Origin of the sequence: Kluyvera georgiana ATCC 51603 (assembly GCF_001654985.1) — a bacterium.
GTDB classification, from domain to species: domain Bacteria; phylum Pseudomonadota; class Gammaproteobacteria; order Enterobacterales; family Enterobacteriaceae; genus Kluyvera; species Kluyvera georgiana.
On the sequence record NZ_LXEU01000057.1, the window covers coordinates 1 to 14,897 of the forward strand.

Annotated in this window: 13 protein-coding genes; 12 read left to right on the plus strand and 1 reads right to left on the minus strand. The window is 54.2% G+C overall.

Annotated elements, in window-relative coordinates; genetic code table 11:
- Positions 1-16 precede the first annotated feature (16 nt).
- Positions 17-1,537, minus strand: coding sequence for a YifB family Mg chelatase-like AAA ATPase (locus M989_RS14125; protein ID WP_064546353.1), 1,521 nt, complete (start codon positions 1,535-1,537; stop codon positions 17-19).
- 354 nt (positions 1,538-1,891) lie between these two features.
- On the opposite strand from M989_RS14125, the gene ilvL reads away from it, so the two are divergent.
- The 12 genes from ilvL (at position 1,892) to M989_RS14180 (ending at position 14,894) form a co-directional block, all read left to right on the plus strand.
- Positions 1,892-1,990 (plus strand): ilv operon leader peptide, encoded by a 99-nt coding sequence (gene ilvL / locus M989_RS24680; RefSeq protein ID WP_001311244.1) that lies wholly within the window; start codon positions 1,892-1,894, stop codon positions 1,988-1,990.
- Positions 1,991-2,129: 139 nt separating this feature from the next.
- Positions 2,130-3,776, plus strand: a complete 1,647-nt coding sequence (gene ilvG / locus M989_RS14130; protein ID WP_064546356.1) for an acetolactate synthase 2 catalytic subunit — start codon at positions 2,130-2,132, stop codon at positions 3,774-3,776.
- Positions 3,773-4,039: an acetolactate synthase 2 small subunit gene (gene ilvM, locus M989_RS14135; protein WP_040118523.1), complete on the plus strand. Its 267-nt coding sequence runs from the start codon at positions 3,773-3,775 to the stop codon at positions 4,037-4,039. The genes ilvG and ilvM overlap by 4 nt, the downstream gene beginning before the upstream one ends.
- 17 nt (positions 4,040-4,056) lie before the next feature.
- The gene (locus tag M989_RS14140) at positions 4,057-4,986 is read left to right on the plus strand and encodes a branched-chain amino acid transaminase (RefSeq protein ID WP_064546358.1); all 930 of its coding nucleotides are present in this window, start codon (positions 4,057-4,059) and stop codon (positions 4,984-4,986) included.
- 63 nt (positions 4,987-5,049) lie between these two features.
- Positions 5,050-6,900, plus strand: coding sequence for a dihydroxy-acid dehydratase (gene ilvD, locus M989_RS14145; RefSeq protein WP_064546359.1), 1,851 nt, complete (start codon positions 5,050-5,052; stop codon positions 6,898-6,900).
- A gap of 2 nt (positions 6,901-6,902) precedes the next feature.
- The gene (gene ilvA, locus M989_RS14150) at positions 6,903-8,447 is read left to right on the plus strand and encodes a threonine ammonia-lyase, biosynthetic (protein WP_064546361.1); all 1,545 of its coding nucleotides are present in this window, start codon (positions 6,903-6,905) and stop codon (positions 8,445-8,447) included.
- 245 nt (positions 8,448-8,692) lie between these two features.
- Entirely contained in the window at positions 8,693-9,208 is a 516-nt protein-coding gene (locus M989_RS14155; protein WP_064546363.1) for a PTS sugar transporter subunit IIA, read from the plus strand.
- Between the two features lies 1 nt (position 9,209).
- Complete coding sequence (locus M989_RS14160) at positions 9,210-9,488, plus strand: PTS sugar transporter subunit IIB (protein ID WP_064546365.1); 279 nt, start codon at positions 9,210-9,212, stop codon at positions 9,486-9,488.
- A 45-nt stretch (positions 9,489-9,533) separates the two neighbouring features.
- The gene (locus tag M989_RS14165) at positions 9,534-10,937 is read left to right on the plus strand and encodes a PTS galactitol transporter subunit IIC (protein WP_064546367.1); all 1,404 of its coding nucleotides are present in this window, start codon (positions 9,534-9,536) and stop codon (positions 10,935-10,937) included.
- Between the two features lie 68 nt (positions 10,938-11,005).
- Positions 11,006-13,069 carry a BglG family transcription antiterminator gene (locus M989_RS14170; RefSeq protein WP_064546368.1) on the plus strand — a complete coding sequence of 688 codons (2,064 nt, stop codon included), beginning with the start codon at positions 11,006-11,008 and terminating at the stop codon, positions 13,067-13,069.
- A 102-nt stretch (positions 13,070-13,171) separates the two neighbouring features.
- Positions 13,172-13,834 carry a class II aldolase/adducin family protein gene (locus tag M989_RS14175; protein ID WP_064546373.1) on the plus strand — a complete coding sequence of 221 codons (663 nt, stop codon included), beginning with the start codon at positions 13,172-13,174 and terminating at the stop codon, positions 13,832-13,834.
- Between the two features lie 46 nt (positions 13,835-13,880).
- Positions 13,881-14,894, plus strand: a complete 1,014-nt coding sequence (locus M989_RS14180) for a dihydroxyacetone kinase subunit DhaK (protein WP_064546374.1) — start codon at positions 13,881-13,883, stop codon at positions 14,892-14,894.
- Positions 14,895-14,897 lie beyond the last annotated feature (3 nt).

Here is a 14,897-nt window from a genome sequence, read left to right on the forward strand (position 1 = left end):
GGCCTTGGCCCCTTTTTTATTGTAGTAAGGTTTGTAGATGGGCGAGCATTCTGTCGATACCGCGATAGCTGAGCGCCTCCTGCAAATGATGTTTGGCAATATCCTCAACCCCCTCCATATCCGCCAGCGTACGCGACACCTTTAGCAGACGTTGCCAGGCGCGAATAGATAACCCCAAACGCGTTAACGTCTGTTCGAGCCATAACGCATCCGCCTCCCCCAGGGAACAATACTGCCGAATGTCGCTGCTGCCTAAATGCGCATTAAGCTTTCCCTGGCGTGCATACTGGCGTTGCTGCGCCACGATAACCCGTCGCTGTACCGTCTGACTGTTTTCTCCCGTATGCACAGACTGGCTAAGCAGACCTGGCGGCGGCAGCGGTATCTCTAGCGACAGATCAAAGCGGTCAAGAAACGGACCAGAAAGCCGATTGAGGTAACGCAACGTCTGCTCTGGCGTACAGCGATTATGCTGCCCCTCGTAGTGCCCGGTCGGACTCGGATTCATGGCCGCAATGAGCTGAAACCGCGCGGGATAGGTAATTTTTGCTCGCGTACGTGAAATGTGAATCTTGCCGGACTCAATTGGTTCTCGCAGTGCATCCAGAACCCGACGTTCAAATTCCGGTAGCTCATCGAGAAACAGGATGCCGTTATGGGCGAGAGAGATCTCGCCTGGCGCAGGAATTGACCCTCCGCCGACCATTGCTGTCAGGGAAGCGCTATGATGAGGCGCACGAAAAGGACGGCGGCGCCATTCGTTTTGTACGCGATAGGTATTCTCCAGACTCATAATGGCAGCGCTTTCCAGCGCTTCGCGATCGCTAAGCGGCGGAAGCAATCCGCGCATTCGTGTGGCGAGCATCGTTTTTCCTGTACCCGGCGGCCCAATGAGCAAAAGATTATGGCCACCGGATGCCGTTACCTCCAACGCACGTTTACCCTGCTGCTGACCCATCACTTCGTTTAAATCTTCACACGCCACCGCCGTCGGTAGGCTCTCCGGCGGTGGCAGGCGTAAGTTCTGTTTTCCTTCAAGAAAGGCGCAGACTTCAAGAAGATGACCGGCAATGAGGCAGTCGCTACCGCCCAGCAGGCTAACCAGCGGAGCGTCATCGTCGGACAGCACAATCTGGCGACCGGCGTGGGTTGCCTCCATTGCAGCCGATAGCGCCCCAGGAATGCCGCGTAGCGCGCCCGTGAGCGCTAATTCTCCTACAAACTCATACTGCCCCAGTTTTTGGCTATTAAGCTGCTCAGAAGCCGCCAGGAGCGCAATAGCGATAGGTAAATCATATCGCCCGCCTTCCTTGGGGAGATCGGCGGGCGCCAGATTGATGGTTATCTTCTTTGCCGGAAAGGTATAACCGCTGTTGATGATGGCGCTACGCACCCGGTCACGGGCCTCTTTGACGGTGGTTTCCGGTAACCCCACCATGACCAGACCGGGCAACCCCTGGCTGATATGCACTTCGATAGTAATGAGTGGGGCACTGATTCCCAGTGCGGCGCGTGTATAGACGACGGATAGCGACATAGTTCCTCCCTGAATAGTGACATTATGCGTCGCACTATCGTGGCATTAACCCGGTGTTTGTCGTATTTACGCGGCGTATTCCTGAGTTTTTACTGATTTTCAGTGCATTTCATTTTTTCTGGAAGCACTCTCGAATAAAGTAACCCGCTCCGAGCATGTAGTTTTCCCCCGACCTCTTGTCTGCGCTAAAAGGTGAATTTTTTTCATTTCATAAATTCTCTATATAAAACAAATTGTTTTAATCAAATCATTAGCATGGTAACCATCCTCGTCATAAAAAAAACTTGTGCTTTTTGTGATGTCTGTGGTAACTCTGTAGGTATTCCTTCGAACAAGATGCAAGAACAGACGAAAATGACAGCCCTTCTACGAGTGATTAGCCTGGTCGTGATTAGCGTGGTGGTGATTATTATCCCACCGTGCGGGGCTGCACTTGGACGAGGAAAGGCTTAGAAATCAAGCCTTAACGAACTAAGACCCCCGCACCGAAAGGTCCGGGGGTTTTTTTATGACCTAAAAACAATAACGGGAGGCAGATGATGACACGCAGCATAAAATTCTGTTTCTCACGATCTACGGCGGGGAACTAACTATGAATGGCGCACAGTGGGTGGTACATGCGTTGCGAGCGCAGGGTGTTGAAACGGTATTCGGTTATCCTGGTGGAGCCATTATGCCGGTTTACGACGCGCTGTATGACGGCGGCGTAGAGCATCTGCTGTGTCGACACGAGCAAGGGGCGGCGATGGCAGCCATCGGTTATGCACGTGCTACCGGTAAAACCGGCGTTTGTATCGCCACTTCCGGCCCTGGTGCAACCAACCTGATCACCGGTCTGGCCGATGCGCTGCTCGATTCTGTTCCAGTGGTTGCGATCACCGGTCAGGTTGCCGCACCGTTAATCGGTACCGATGCTTTCCAGGAAGTGGACGTCCTCGGTTTGTCGCTGGCCTGCACCAAACACAGTTTCCTGGTGCAATCTCTGGAAGAGCTGCCGCGCGTGATGGCAGAAGCGTTCCAGGTGGCAAACTCAGGCCGTCCTGGCCCGGTCCTGGTGGATATTCCTAAAGACGTACAGATCGCACAAGGCGAGCTGGATCCGTTCTTCTCTACCGTTGAAAGCAACGAGGTTTTCCCGCATGCCGAAATGGCACTGGCTCAGCAGATGCTGGCGCAGGCGCACAAACCCATGCTGTACGTAGGCGGCGGCGTAGGGATGGCGCAGGCGGTTCCGGCGCTGCGCGAATTTATGTCTGTGACGCAAATGCCAGCGACTTGCACCCTGAAAGGTCTGGGCGCGGTACCGGCAGATTACCCGTTCTACCTCGGTATGCTGGGGATGCACGGAACCAAAGCCGCTAACCTGGCGGTACAGGAATGTGATCTGCTGATCGCCGTCGGTGCACGCTTTGACGACCGTGTGACCGGGAAGCTGAATACCTTCGCACCGCACGCGAAAGTTATCCATATGGATATCGACCCGGCGGAAATGAATAAGCTGCGCCAGACGCACGTCGCGTTGCAGGGCGACCTGAATGCGCTGCTGCCCGCGTTGCAGCAGCCGCTGTCCATCGACGCCTGGCGACAGTACACCGCCGGGATGCGCGCCGAGCACGCCTGGCGCTATGACCATCCTGGTGACGCTATCTATGCGCCTCTGCTGCTCAAGCAGCTCTCGGATCGTAAACCGGCGGAAAGCGTTGTCACTACCGACGTGGGCCAGCACCAGATGTGGTCCGCTCAGCACATGACCTACACCCGTCCGGAGAACTTCATCACCTCAAGCGGCTTAGGCACCATGGGCTTCGGTCTGCCCGCCGCCGTGGGTGCCCAGGTCGCGCGCCCGAACGATACGGTTATCTGTATCTCCGGTGACGGCTCTTTCATGATGAATGTGCAAGAGCTGGGCACCGTGAAGCGTAAGCAGTTACCGCTGAAGATTGTGTTGCTCGACAACCAGCGGTTAGGGATGGTTCGACAATGGCAGCAGCTGTTCTTCCAGGAACGTTATAGCGAAACCACCCTTACCGATAACCCCGATTTCCTCATGTTGGCCAGCGCCTTTGGCATCCCTGGCCAGCACATCACCCGTAAAGACCAGGTTGAAGCGGCACTCGACACCATGCTGGCAAGCGAAGGCCCGTACCTGCTTCATGTCTCAATCGACGAACTTGAGAATGTCTGGCCCCTGGTGCCACCTGGCGCCAGCAACTCACAAATGCTGGAGAAATTATCATGATGCAACATCAGGTCAACGTGCAGGCTCGCTTCAACCCGGAAACCTTAGAACGCGTCTTACGCGTAGTGCGTCATCGCGGCTTTCAGATTTGCTCGATGAATATGGAGACCGCCAGCGACGCGCAGAACATAAATATCGAATTGACCGTTGCCAGCCCACGGTCGGTCGACTTACTGTTTAGCCAATTAAATAAACTGGTGGACGTGGCCTCGGTTGCCGTTCAGCAGTGTACAAGCACATCACAACAACAAATTCGCGCCTGAGCGCAATAGGAAGAGAAATGACGACGAAAAAAGCGGATTACATCTGGTTCAACGGTGAGATGGTACGTTGGGAAGAGGCAAAGGTGCACGTCATGTCCCATGCTCTGCACTACGGTACCTCCGTCTTCGAAGGCATCCGTTGCTACGACTCTCACAAAGGCCCGGTCGTTTTCCGTCACCGCGAGCACATGCAGCGCCTGCGTGACTCCGCCAAAATCTATCGTTTCCCGGTCTCTCAGAGCGTTGATGAACTGATGGAAGCCTGCCGCGCCGTTCTGCGTAAAAATAACCTGACCAGCGCCTATATTCGCCCGCTGGTATTTGTTGGTGATGTTGGTATGGGCGTAAACCCGCCGGACGGTTACAGCACCGACGTGATCATCGCGGCGTTCCCGTGGGGGGCTTATCTGGGCGCAGAAGCGCTGGATCAGGGGATCGATGCGATGGTTTCTTCCTGGAACCGCGCCGCGCCGAACACCATTCCAACCGCTGCGAAGGCGGGCGGTAACTACCTCTCCTCGCTGCTGGTCGGCAGCGAAGCGCGCCGCCACGGCTATCAGGAAGGGATCGCGCTGGACGTCAACGGTTACATCTCCGAAGGCGCGGGTGAAAACCTGTTTGAAGTGAAAGATGGCGTGCTGTTCACCCCGCCGTTTACCTCTTCTGCGCTACCGGGCATTACCCGTGACGCGATCATCAAGCTGGCAAAAGACCTCGGCCTGGAAGTCCGTGAGCAGGTGCTCTCTCGCGAATCCCTGTACCTGGCCGACGAAGTGTTCATGTCCGGTACCGCGGCAGAAATTACCCCGGTACGCAGCGTTGATGGCATTCAGGTGGGCGAAGGCCGCTGTGGCCCGATCACCAAACGTATTCAGCAAGCATTCTTTGGCCTCTTCACCGGTGAAACCGAAGATAAATGGGGCTGGTTGGATCAGGTTAATCAATAAGATAAATAATGGGGCGGCACGCACCGCCCCATTAACGAGACAGAGACTGGGAGTAACTAAAGCATGCCTAAATATCGTTCCGCCACCACCACCCACGGCCGCAATATGGCGGGTGCCCGCGCACTGTGGCGCGCCACCGGGATGACCGATGCCGACTTCGGCAAGCCGATTATCGCCGTCGTGAACTCGTTTACCCAGTTCGTGCCGGGTCACGTCCACCTGCGCGACCTCGGTAAACTGGTTGCCGAGCAGATTGAAGCCGCTGGCGGCGTGGCCAAAGAGTTCAACACCATTGCGGTGGATGACGGTATCGCCATGGGCCACGGGGGCATGCTTTATTCACTGCCGTCCCGCGAGCTGATCGCTGACTCCGTTGAGTACATGGTCAACGCCCACTGTGCCGACGCGATGGTCTGCATCTCGAACTGCGACAAAATCACCCCGGGGATGTTAATGGCCTCTCTGCGCCTGAACATTCCGGTGATCTTCGTTTCTGGCGGCCCAATGGAAGCCGGGAAAACCAAACTCTCTGACAAAATCATCAAGCTCGACCTGGTCGATGCGATGATTCAGGGCGCAGACCCGAAAGTCTCCGACTCGCAGAGCGAGCAGGTTGAGCGCTCTGCCTGCCCAACCTGCGGATCGTGTTCCGGGATGTTCACCGCTAACTCGATGAACTGTCTGACCGAAGCGCTGGGCCTGTCGCAGCCGGGTAATGGTTCGCTGTTGGCAACCCACGCTGATCGCAAAGAACTGTTCCTCACCGCAGGCCAGCGTATTGTTGAGCTGACCAAACGCTACTACGAGCAGGACGATGCTTCCGCGCTGCCGCGCAACATTGCCAGTAAAGCGGCGTTTGAGAACGCCATGACGCTGGATATCGCCATGGGTGGCTCGACCAACACCGTTCTGCACCTGCTGGCGGCGGCGCAGGAAGCGGAAATCGACTTCACCATGAGCGATATCGACAAGCTGTCCCGTAAAGTGCCGCAGCTGTGTAAAGTGGCGCCAAGTACCCAGAAATACCATATGGAAGACGTGCACCGCGCAGGCGGCGTATTAGGCATTTTAGGCGAGCTGGACCGCGCTGGCCTGCTGAACCGCGACGTGAAAAACGTTCTTGGCCTCTCCCTGCCGCAGACGCTGGAGCAGTACGACATCACCGTGACCCAGGATGAAGCGGTCAAAAAAATGTTCCGCGCCGGTCCGGCAGGCATCCGCACCACCCAGGCGTTCTCGCAGGATTGCCGTTGGGATACACTGGATGACGACCGCGCCGAAGGCTGTATCCGCTCGCTGGAGCACGCTTACAGCAAGGATGGCGGTCTGGCGGTACTGTACGGCAACTTCGCGGAAAATGGCTGTATCGTAAAAACCGCAGGCGTTGACGACAGCATTCTCAAATTTACCGGCCCGGCGAAAGTCTACGAAAGCCAGGACGAGGCGGTTGAGGCTATCCTCGGCGGTAAAGTGGTCGAAGGCGACGTGGTGGTGATTCGCTACGAAGGGCCGAAAGGCGGGCCGGGCATGCAGGAAATGCTCTACCCAACCACCTTCCTGAAATCAATGGGTCTCGGCAAAGCCTGTGCGCTGATCACCGATGGTCGTTTCTCCGGCGGTACCTCCGGCCTGTCTATCGGCCACGTTTCTCCGGAAGCGGCCAGCGGCGGCAATATCGCGATCATCGAAGATGGCGACATGATTGCTATCGACATCCCGAACCGTGGCATTCAGCTGCAGCTGAGCGATGCAGAAATTGCTGCGCGTCGTGAAGCGCAGGAAGCCCGCGGCGAACAGGCGTGGACGCCGAAGAACCGTGAACGTCAGGTCTCCTTTGCCCTTCGCGCTTACGCTAGCCTGGCAACCAGCGCCGACAAAGGCGCCGTACGCGATAAATCGAAACTGGGTGGCTAATCATGGCAGATTCACAACCCCTATCCGGCTCCCCTGAGGGGGCCGAGTATCTGAGAGCGGTGCTTCGTGCACCGGTCTACGAAGCGGTACAGGTAACGCCGCTGCAGAAAATGGAAAAGATCTCTTCGCGCCTCGATAACGTGATTCTGGTGAAGCGTGAGGACCGTCAGCCGGTACACAGCTTCAAGCTGCGCGGCGCATACGCGATGATGGCGGGCTTAACGCCTGAGCAGAAAGCGCAGGGTGTGATCACCGCTTCTGCGGGCAACCATGCCCAGGGCGTGGCATTCTCCTCTGCTCGCCTTGGCCTGAAGTCGCTGATTGTGATGCCTGTGGCGACCGCCGACATCAAAGTCGATGCCGTTCGCGGTTTCGGCGGTGAAGTGCTGCTGCACGGCGCCAACTTTGATGAAGCCAAAGCTAAAGCGATTGAGCTGTCCCAGCAGCAGGGCTTTACCTGGGTGCCGCCGTTTGATCACCCGATGGTGATTGCCGGGCAGGGCACGCTGGCGCTGGAATTGTTGCAGCAAGACGCGCACCTCGACCGCGTGTTTGTGCCGGTGGGCGGTGGCGGATTAGCGGCGGGCGTGGCGGTGCTGATTAAACAGCTGATGCCGCAGATCAAAGTGATTGCTGTGGAAGCCGAAGATTCTGCCTGCCTGAAAGCGGCGCTGGATGCCGGTCATCCTGTGGATTTGCCGCGTGTGGGTCTCTTTGCTGAAGGCGTGGCGGTAAAACGTATCGGTGACGAAACCTTCCGCCTGTGCCAGGAATATCTCGACGACATTATTACTGTTGATAGCGATGCTATCTGCGCGGCAATGAAAGACCTGTTTGAGGATGTACGCGCGGTGGCGGAACCTTCCGGGGCGCTGGCGCTGGCAGGGATGAAAAAATACATTGCCCAGCACAATATTCGCGGCGAGCGTCTGGCGCATATTCTTTCTGGCGCCAACGTCAATTTCCACGGTCTGCGCTACGTTTCCGAACGCTGCGAGCTAGGGGAACAGCGTGAAGCGCTACTGGCGGTGACGATTCCGGAAGAGAAAGGCAGCTTCCTGAAGTTCTGCCAGCTGCTGGGTGGACGCTCGGTGACCGAGTTCAACTACCGCTTCGCCGACGCGAAAAACGCCTGCATTTTTGTTGGCGTGCGTCTGAGCCGCGGCCTCGAAGAGCGTAAGGAGATCCTTAATCTGCTCAATGATGGTGGCTACAGCGTTGTTGACCTCTCCGACGACGAAATGGCTAAGCTGCACGTGCGCTATATGGTCGGCGGCCGTCCGTCGAAGCCGTTGCAAGAGCGTCTCTACAGCTTTGAATTCCCGGAATCACCGGGCGCGCTGTTGAAGTTCCTCTACACTCTGGGTACGCACTGGAATATTTCGCTATTCCATTACCGTAGCCACGGCACCGACTACGGCCGTGTACTGGCGGCGTTTGAGCTGGGCGAGAATGAACCGGACTTTGAAACCCGGCTCAATGAACTGGGCTATGAGTGCCACGACGAGACCAATAACCCGGCGTTCCGCTTCTTCCTGGCGGGCTAAGCACCGTTTCACGGGGGATAACCATCGCGGTTATCCCTTATTATTTCATTTTCCTGTCTATGTACCTCTCTATTATTCCTGTTAGCGTGTTCTTACTATAAAAATGTGATGCAATTCATAATAAAACGCTCACCGCGTTGCGCCAGGTTCTGGTCATCTTTTGGGGGCAATTCTTCTCGCTCGACCGTAACTCCTGAATTAACATTGTCGGTAGTTAATTTTTAGCGGTTAGAGAGGATATTCGGATGAGAGCGGATATAGTTGATACCCCGAATGAAAATGCGCAAGGAAGTAAATATTTCACGCCTCAGCTTACGTTCCTGGACAAGCATTATAATAATTCCACGGACTTTTTTTCTTCGATATTTTTACTGCTGAAAGAAAAAGGCTACGTTCGGGAGTCTTTCCTCGATGCCATTCTTGCCAGAGAAAAAGCTTATCCAACCGGGTTACCCACGCTGCCGGTGGCTATCGCGCTGCCACATACCGATCCCCAGCACGTCATCCGTCCCTTTATCTCTGTTACGCGGCTGTCACAACCTCTCGCCTGGCAGGAAATGGGGAATGACGACAACACGCTCTACGTTCAATTTATTGTTCTCCTTGGTTTTATCGACCACAGCAGCCACCTGACAGCGCTGCAAAACCTGATGGACTGCCTTGCTGATGAGCAGGTCGTCCAGACCCTACGCGAGATAGAAGATGTAGATACCTTTCTCTGTACCCTCACATCAAGACTGCAATTGGATAAGGATTTATAAAATGAAAAAAGTCATTGTTGCCTGTGGAAGCGGCGTTGCGACCTCACAAACAGTTGCCAGTAAAGTGACTCGCTTATTGAATGAACGTAATCAATCACATATTAAAGTTGAAGTAATCGACCTTAAATCTCTCGATAACCATATTAAGGATAGTGCTGCATATATCGCAATTACGAAAGTTGATAAGCAATATCCTATCCCCGTAATTAACGGTATTGCATTTCTGACCGGTATGGGTATGGAACAGGAATTACAAAAGGTCATTGATGCCTGTAAATAAGGCGTAGCTCTTTAATCCGTATAATTATTTTAGTGGAGAAGTGCTATGGACTTTCTTGGTGTAGTCATAAATTATATTCTGAATTTAGGCGCGCCGGTTTTTGTGCCTTTTATTATGTTATTAGCCGGGCTGGTGGTGCGGATGAAATTCCGCGATGCGGCGTCGGCGGCCATTACGCTGGGCGTCGCCTTCGTTGGGATGAGCATGCTGATTGGCTTTATGGTTGATGCTATCGGTGTCGCCGCGCAGACCATGATGAACCGTACCGGCCTTGAGTTAAGTATCGTCGACGGCGGTTGGACGACGATGGCGAATATTTCCTGGGCCTGGCCTTATGCATTCGCCATGTTCCCGCTTCAGGTTGGCGTAAACATTGTGATGTTGATGCTAAACAAGACCAATACCTTCAACGCCGACCTCTGGAACGTGTGGGGGAAAATCTTTACCGCGTTTATCGTGGTGAGCGTCACCACCCCATTGTTTGGCCCAGTCTGGAGTCTGGTACTGGCGTTCCTGGTTGCTGCCTTCCAGATCATCATGGAACTGAATGCGGGGGATATTCACCAGCATCGTATTGAGAAACTCACGGGGATTCCGGGGGTGACCTGTACGCACCGTATGGTCTTCTTCGGTGCCATTTATTACCCGTTCGATCTGTTGCTGCGTAAAATTCCGGTCTGCAATAAGCCAATGGACGCCAGTGCTCTGCGCGCTAAAGTCGGGGTCTTTGCCGAAAACCACATCATTGGTTTTATTCTGGGGATCCTGTTTGGGGTCATTGCGGGCTACAGCGTTGCGAAAACGCTGATGCTGGGCGTGCAGGCCTCAACGGCGCTGGTGCTGTTCCCGATGATTTCTAAGCTCTTTATGCAGGCGCTGTCGCCCATCTCTGAGGCCATTAGCGACTATATGAACAAGAAATTCTCCGGGCGTAAGCTGTTTGTCGGTATTGACTGGCCGTTTATGGGCGGTGCGAGTGAGATCTGGTTTGCCATTATTGTCGCCATCCCGTTCACCCTGCTGTGGGCACTGATTCTGCCGGGAAATAAGATCCTGCCGTTTGCCGGCATCATCAATATTGCGTTGATTGTTCCGGCCTATCTGGTGACGCGCGGTAATACGCTGCGCATGGTTATCCTGAGCATTATTGGCGTGCCGTTCTTCCTGTTCGTGGGCACGCAGTTCGCGCCAATGATTACCGACCTCGGGTTGGCCACGAAAGCGATCACCATTCCGGCAGGGCAGTTGATTTCGAACAGCTCTATTGATGCCCCGGTCTTTACCTACGCCTTCTCCTTCCTGTTCAAATTCCTGGAAGGCAACTTTATCCCGCTGGTGTTTGCCCTGTGGTGGGGCTGCGGCTACTTCTTCTACTCCCGCGAGCTGCGTCGTGAAAGCAATCTGGCGCAGCAGGAAGCCGAGCAGCAGGAGAAAGCTCAGCAGGCGTAATTCTGGGTTTCATGTGCATGTCTGGCGGCAGGCGTCGCCGCCAGACTTTTGATTGCAGGAGAGTCGACATGGCTATGGATAAACGCGTGGTTGCAGTGCTGGATGCCATTGTGAACGATCCGGGCATCACGGGGACGAAGCTTGAGGAGCAGTTTTGCCTGACGCGCAAACAGCTGAGCTATACGCTGAAAAAGGTGAATGATTATCTGGAATCGAACCACTTCGACCGGATCAACCGCCTGAAAACCGGGAAGCTGCATATTCCGCGCCATGTGATTGAGCATTTTCGCCAGAATCAGACCGCTGAAACCGAGCATCGCTATCTCTACTCGGAAGATGAACGCGGGCAGATGATTATTTTTATGCTGTTAACCCGCAGCGAGCGGCTTTCATTGCTGCATCTCTCCTCTTCGCTGGGCGTCAGTCAGAATACGATTATCAACGACCTGAAAAAGGTGCGAACCGAAGTTATCGAGCACGGGCTGGAGATAAGCTATGACAGGGGCAATGGCTACCATATTCTGGGTGAGGAACTGGAAAAGCGCTACCTGTTGCTAAACTGCCTGCGCCGGGTGCTGGAAATCCCGGTCGCCAAAAACATTATTGCCCAATACAACAATGTGATGAGCGACTATCTGGAAAAGGTGGGTAATGTTTTCAGCGAAATTGAAAAACGTTTTAAAATTCAGTTTACCGACCGCCAGCTTCAGGAGCTTATTTATTTTATCTGCTTTGTCCTGCACCGTATTGACTCAGGAAAAAGTCTGGTCAATATCCCGAGCAGCTACGCCGATATTATTGGCAGCAGAGAATTTACGTTAATGCAGAGCGTTATCAGTAAAATCAATATCAGTAGTGAAAATGAACTGGTTTTCCTGACGGCACTGATCCAAAGTTCAAATATTCAAAGTATTGCCGATAAATATTTCCACCTTGATACGCTTCTGCTCGAAAGCGTGGTCGCGGTAGTCGATAATTTTGAAAAAATAAGCTGCGTCACCATCAAAGAAAAAAATGAGTTGATTGAGAAAATCTATCAGCACTGGAAACCGGCCTATTATCGTATTCGCTACCATCTGACCAACACCAGCAGCGTGTACGATCTGGTGGTGAAAGAATTCAGCCACCTGCACGAGATGGTTCGCCGGGCGGCGGTGCCGTTCGAAACGGTGTTGCACTGTGAAATTCCCGATGAAGAGATGGCATTTTTGACGGTGCTTTTTGGCGGCTGGCTGACCCGCGAAGGGGTTATCCATCAGATTAAACTGCAGAAAACCGCGGTGGTTGTGTGTGAGAATAGCGCCACGATTTCGACTTATCTGTTTCTGACGCTGCAGGTGCTATTCCCGGAATTGCACTTTACCGAGGTAATGTCGCGCCGCGAGTTTGAGCGCTATACCGGGCACTACGATGTAGTCTTCTCAACCACACACCTGAACACCAGCAAGATGGTGTTTGTGGTGAATCCATCTATCAGCAGCATCCATAAGAGCGCATTCCGCAATCATGTTATCAGCGCGCTGCAGGGTGTGGACCCGAACATCATTCAGATAGAGCAACTGCTGCTTATCTTCGAACGCTTCGGCAACATTATCGATCACAAAGGGTTGCAGCGCGCGCTGGCCAGCTATATCTACGATGAGAAAAGCGCCGCGAGCGCGGCGGGCAACATTGAACCGCCGACGCCGTCGCTGACGGACTTACTGCAGCGCGAACACGTTCAGTTTGTCACTTCTCGACCCGGCGACTGGCAGCAGGCCATTACTCAGGCTGCTGCGTCACTGTTGGAAAGCGGCGTGATTGAACCCCGCTATCTGCAAATTATGCTGAATAAAATCGCCGATGAGCAGCCCTATATCATGCTGGCCGATGGCGTGATTATCGCCCACGCGGGCGTCGATGATGGCGCATTGGATACGGGGATGGCGTTATTACGTCTGCCTTCCAGGATTGATTTCGCGGGTTATATGCAGGCCGATATTATTATCGTCCTGGCGACTAATAATCCACAGAAACATCTCAAGGCACTCGCGCAATTAAATGAATTTCTCGAGTTTTATGATGGCGGTAATGTTATTCGCCGTGCGCAGGATGAATATGCATTGATAAAAGAATTAGGCCGTCACCTGTAATAAGTCATTAAACACCGTTGTAGCCAAAAACTGCAACGCTATTTCCCGGCAACCATTGTCGCGACATCGCTCGCCCCTATAACCGTATACAGGATAAATATTATGTTAGAAATTCAGAAAAAACACGTTGTCGAAATGGCCAGAACCGCTCAGCAATGGGGACTGTGTAAACATAAAGCGGGTAATTCCAGCGTCAGAGATAAAGACACCGGTCTTATTCTGGTGACGCCGACGACCATTGATAAAATGCATTTAACAACCCGGGATATCGTGGTGATGGACGTTGAGGCAAACGTGATTGAAAGCGAAGCCGGTTTACGTCCGACCAGCGAATGCCTGATGCATATTGAAATCTACAAAGCACGGCCAGACGTGTTCGCTATCTCCCACACTCACTCGCTCTATGCGACTTCGTTTGCCGTACTGAATAAACCGATCCCGGCGGTCGTGTACGAATGCGCGATCCTCAATCTGAAAGATGGGGTGATTCCGGTCGCTCCGTATGGACGCCCCGGTACGCCAGCGCTGTCGAACAGCGTCATCGAGCCAATCAAACGCGCTGATGCCATTCTCATGGAAAAACATGGCGCCATTGGCGTGGATAAAGACCCGTATGAAGCGGTGCTGAAGTCTGCCTATCTTGAGGAGATGGCGCAGATTTACTACCACGCGCTGATGATTAACGGCGGCAAGGAACCTGAGTCCTTTGCGCCAGAGGAGCTGCAGCGCTGGGCCTACCCGTCACAGATTAAATTTGCCCGCTAACTGAAGCGCCTGCCCGTTCTGGGCGGAATATTCATGGAGAGAGCGCATGAAAAAATTTCTGAATCAGGCGGAGAACTTTATCCCGGAGATGCTGGAGGGTATCTATCTGGCGCATCCCGATAAATTCCGCCGTGTTAATGAGGATCTCCACTGTCTTGCCACGGCGCGTCCGGTGCCCGGCAAGGTGGGGATCGTCACCGGTGGTGGTTCTGGGCATCTGCCGCTATTCCTTGGCTATGTCGGTCAGGGCATGCTGGACGGCTGTGCGATCGGCGATGTGTTTCAGTCGCCGTCGCCAGAGCAGATTCTCGCCGTCACGCAGGCGGTCGATAGCGGTGCGGGCGTGCTGTACCTGTACGGTAACTATAACGGCGATATTTTCAATTTTGATATGGCAGCGGAAATGGCCGACATGGAGAGTGATATCCGGACCGCGACGGTAGTGGCGGCTGACGATTCGGCAGGTGCGGTGCCGGACGGTACAGCAGCCACCACCCGTCGTGGGGTCGCGGGGATCTTCTTCGTCTACAAATGCGCCGGGGCGTCTGCGGCCAGAATGGATGACCTTGAAACCGTCCAGCGCATTGCGCAGAAAGCAGGCGATCGCGTGCGTACGCTGGGCGTCGCGTTATCGCCGTGTATCGTGCCGCGAATCGGTAAACCAGGTTTTCATATTGGTGACAATGAAATGGAGATTGGCATGGGGATTCACGGCGAAAGCGGTATCCGCCGGGGTCCGCAGCTGAGCGCCGAACAGATTGCCGAAGAGATGATGTCCTGGCTGCTGGCGGACTCACCTTGCCAGCAGGGCGATGAAGTTGCCGTGCTGATCAATGGGCTTGGCGCCACGCCGCTGGAAGAGTTGTACCTGATGTATCGCCATGTATATCAGATTCTGGCCGAGAGCCAGATGCGCGTTTTCCGCGTCTGGATTGGCGAATTTGCGACGGCAATGGAGATGACCGGTATGTCCATTAGCCTGATGCCGGCGGATGAAGAGCTGAAAACGCTGCTCAACGCCGGGGCCGATACCCCGATGTTCCGCCAGTTTCCGGCTTAAGGA

Coding starts and splice junctions, on each gene's coding strand:
- M989_RS14125 (WP_064546353.1), bottom strand. CDS start 1,537: ATGTCGCTATCCGTCGTCTATACACGCGCCGCACTGGGAATCAGTGCC.
- ilvL (WP_001311244.1), top strand. CDS start 1,892: ATGACAGCCCTTCTACGAGTGATTAGCCTGGTCGTGATTAGCGTGGTG.
- ilvG (WP_064546356.1), top strand. CDS start 2,130: ATGAATGGCGCACAGTGGGTGGTACATGCGTTGCGAGCGCAGGGTGTT.
- ilvM (WP_040118523.1), top strand. CDS start 3,773: ATGATGCAACATCAGGTCAACGTGCAGGCTCGCTTCAACCCGGAAACC.
- M989_RS14140 (WP_064546358.1), top strand. CDS start 4,057: ATGACGACGAAAAAAGCGGATTACATCTGGTTCAACGGTGAGATGGTA.
- ilvD (WP_064546359.1), top strand. CDS start 5,050: ATGCCTAAATATCGTTCCGCCACCACCACCCACGGCCGCAATATGGCG.
- ilvA (WP_064546361.1), top strand. CDS start 6,903: ATGGCAGATTCACAACCCCTATCCGGCTCCCCTGAGGGGGCCGAGTAT.
- M989_RS14155 (WP_064546363.1), top strand. CDS start 8,693: ATGAGAGCGGATATAGTTGATACCCCGAATGAAAATGCGCAAGGAAGT.
- M989_RS14160 (WP_064546365.1), top strand. CDS start 9,210: ATGAAAAAAGTCATTGTTGCCTGTGGAAGCGGCGTTGCGACCTCACAA.
- M989_RS14165 (WP_064546367.1), top strand. CDS start 9,534: ATGGACTTTCTTGGTGTAGTCATAAATTATATTCTGAATTTAGGCGCG.
- M989_RS14170 (WP_064546368.1), top strand. CDS start 11,006: ATGGCTATGGATAAACGCGTGGTTGCAGTGCTGGATGCCATTGTGAAC.
- M989_RS14175 (WP_064546373.1), top strand. CDS start 13,172: ATGTTAGAAATTCAGAAAAAACACGTTGTCGAAATGGCCAGAACCGCT.
- M989_RS14180 (WP_064546374.1), top strand. CDS start 13,881: ATGAAAAAATTTCTGAATCAGGCGGAGAACTTTATCCCGGAGATGCTG.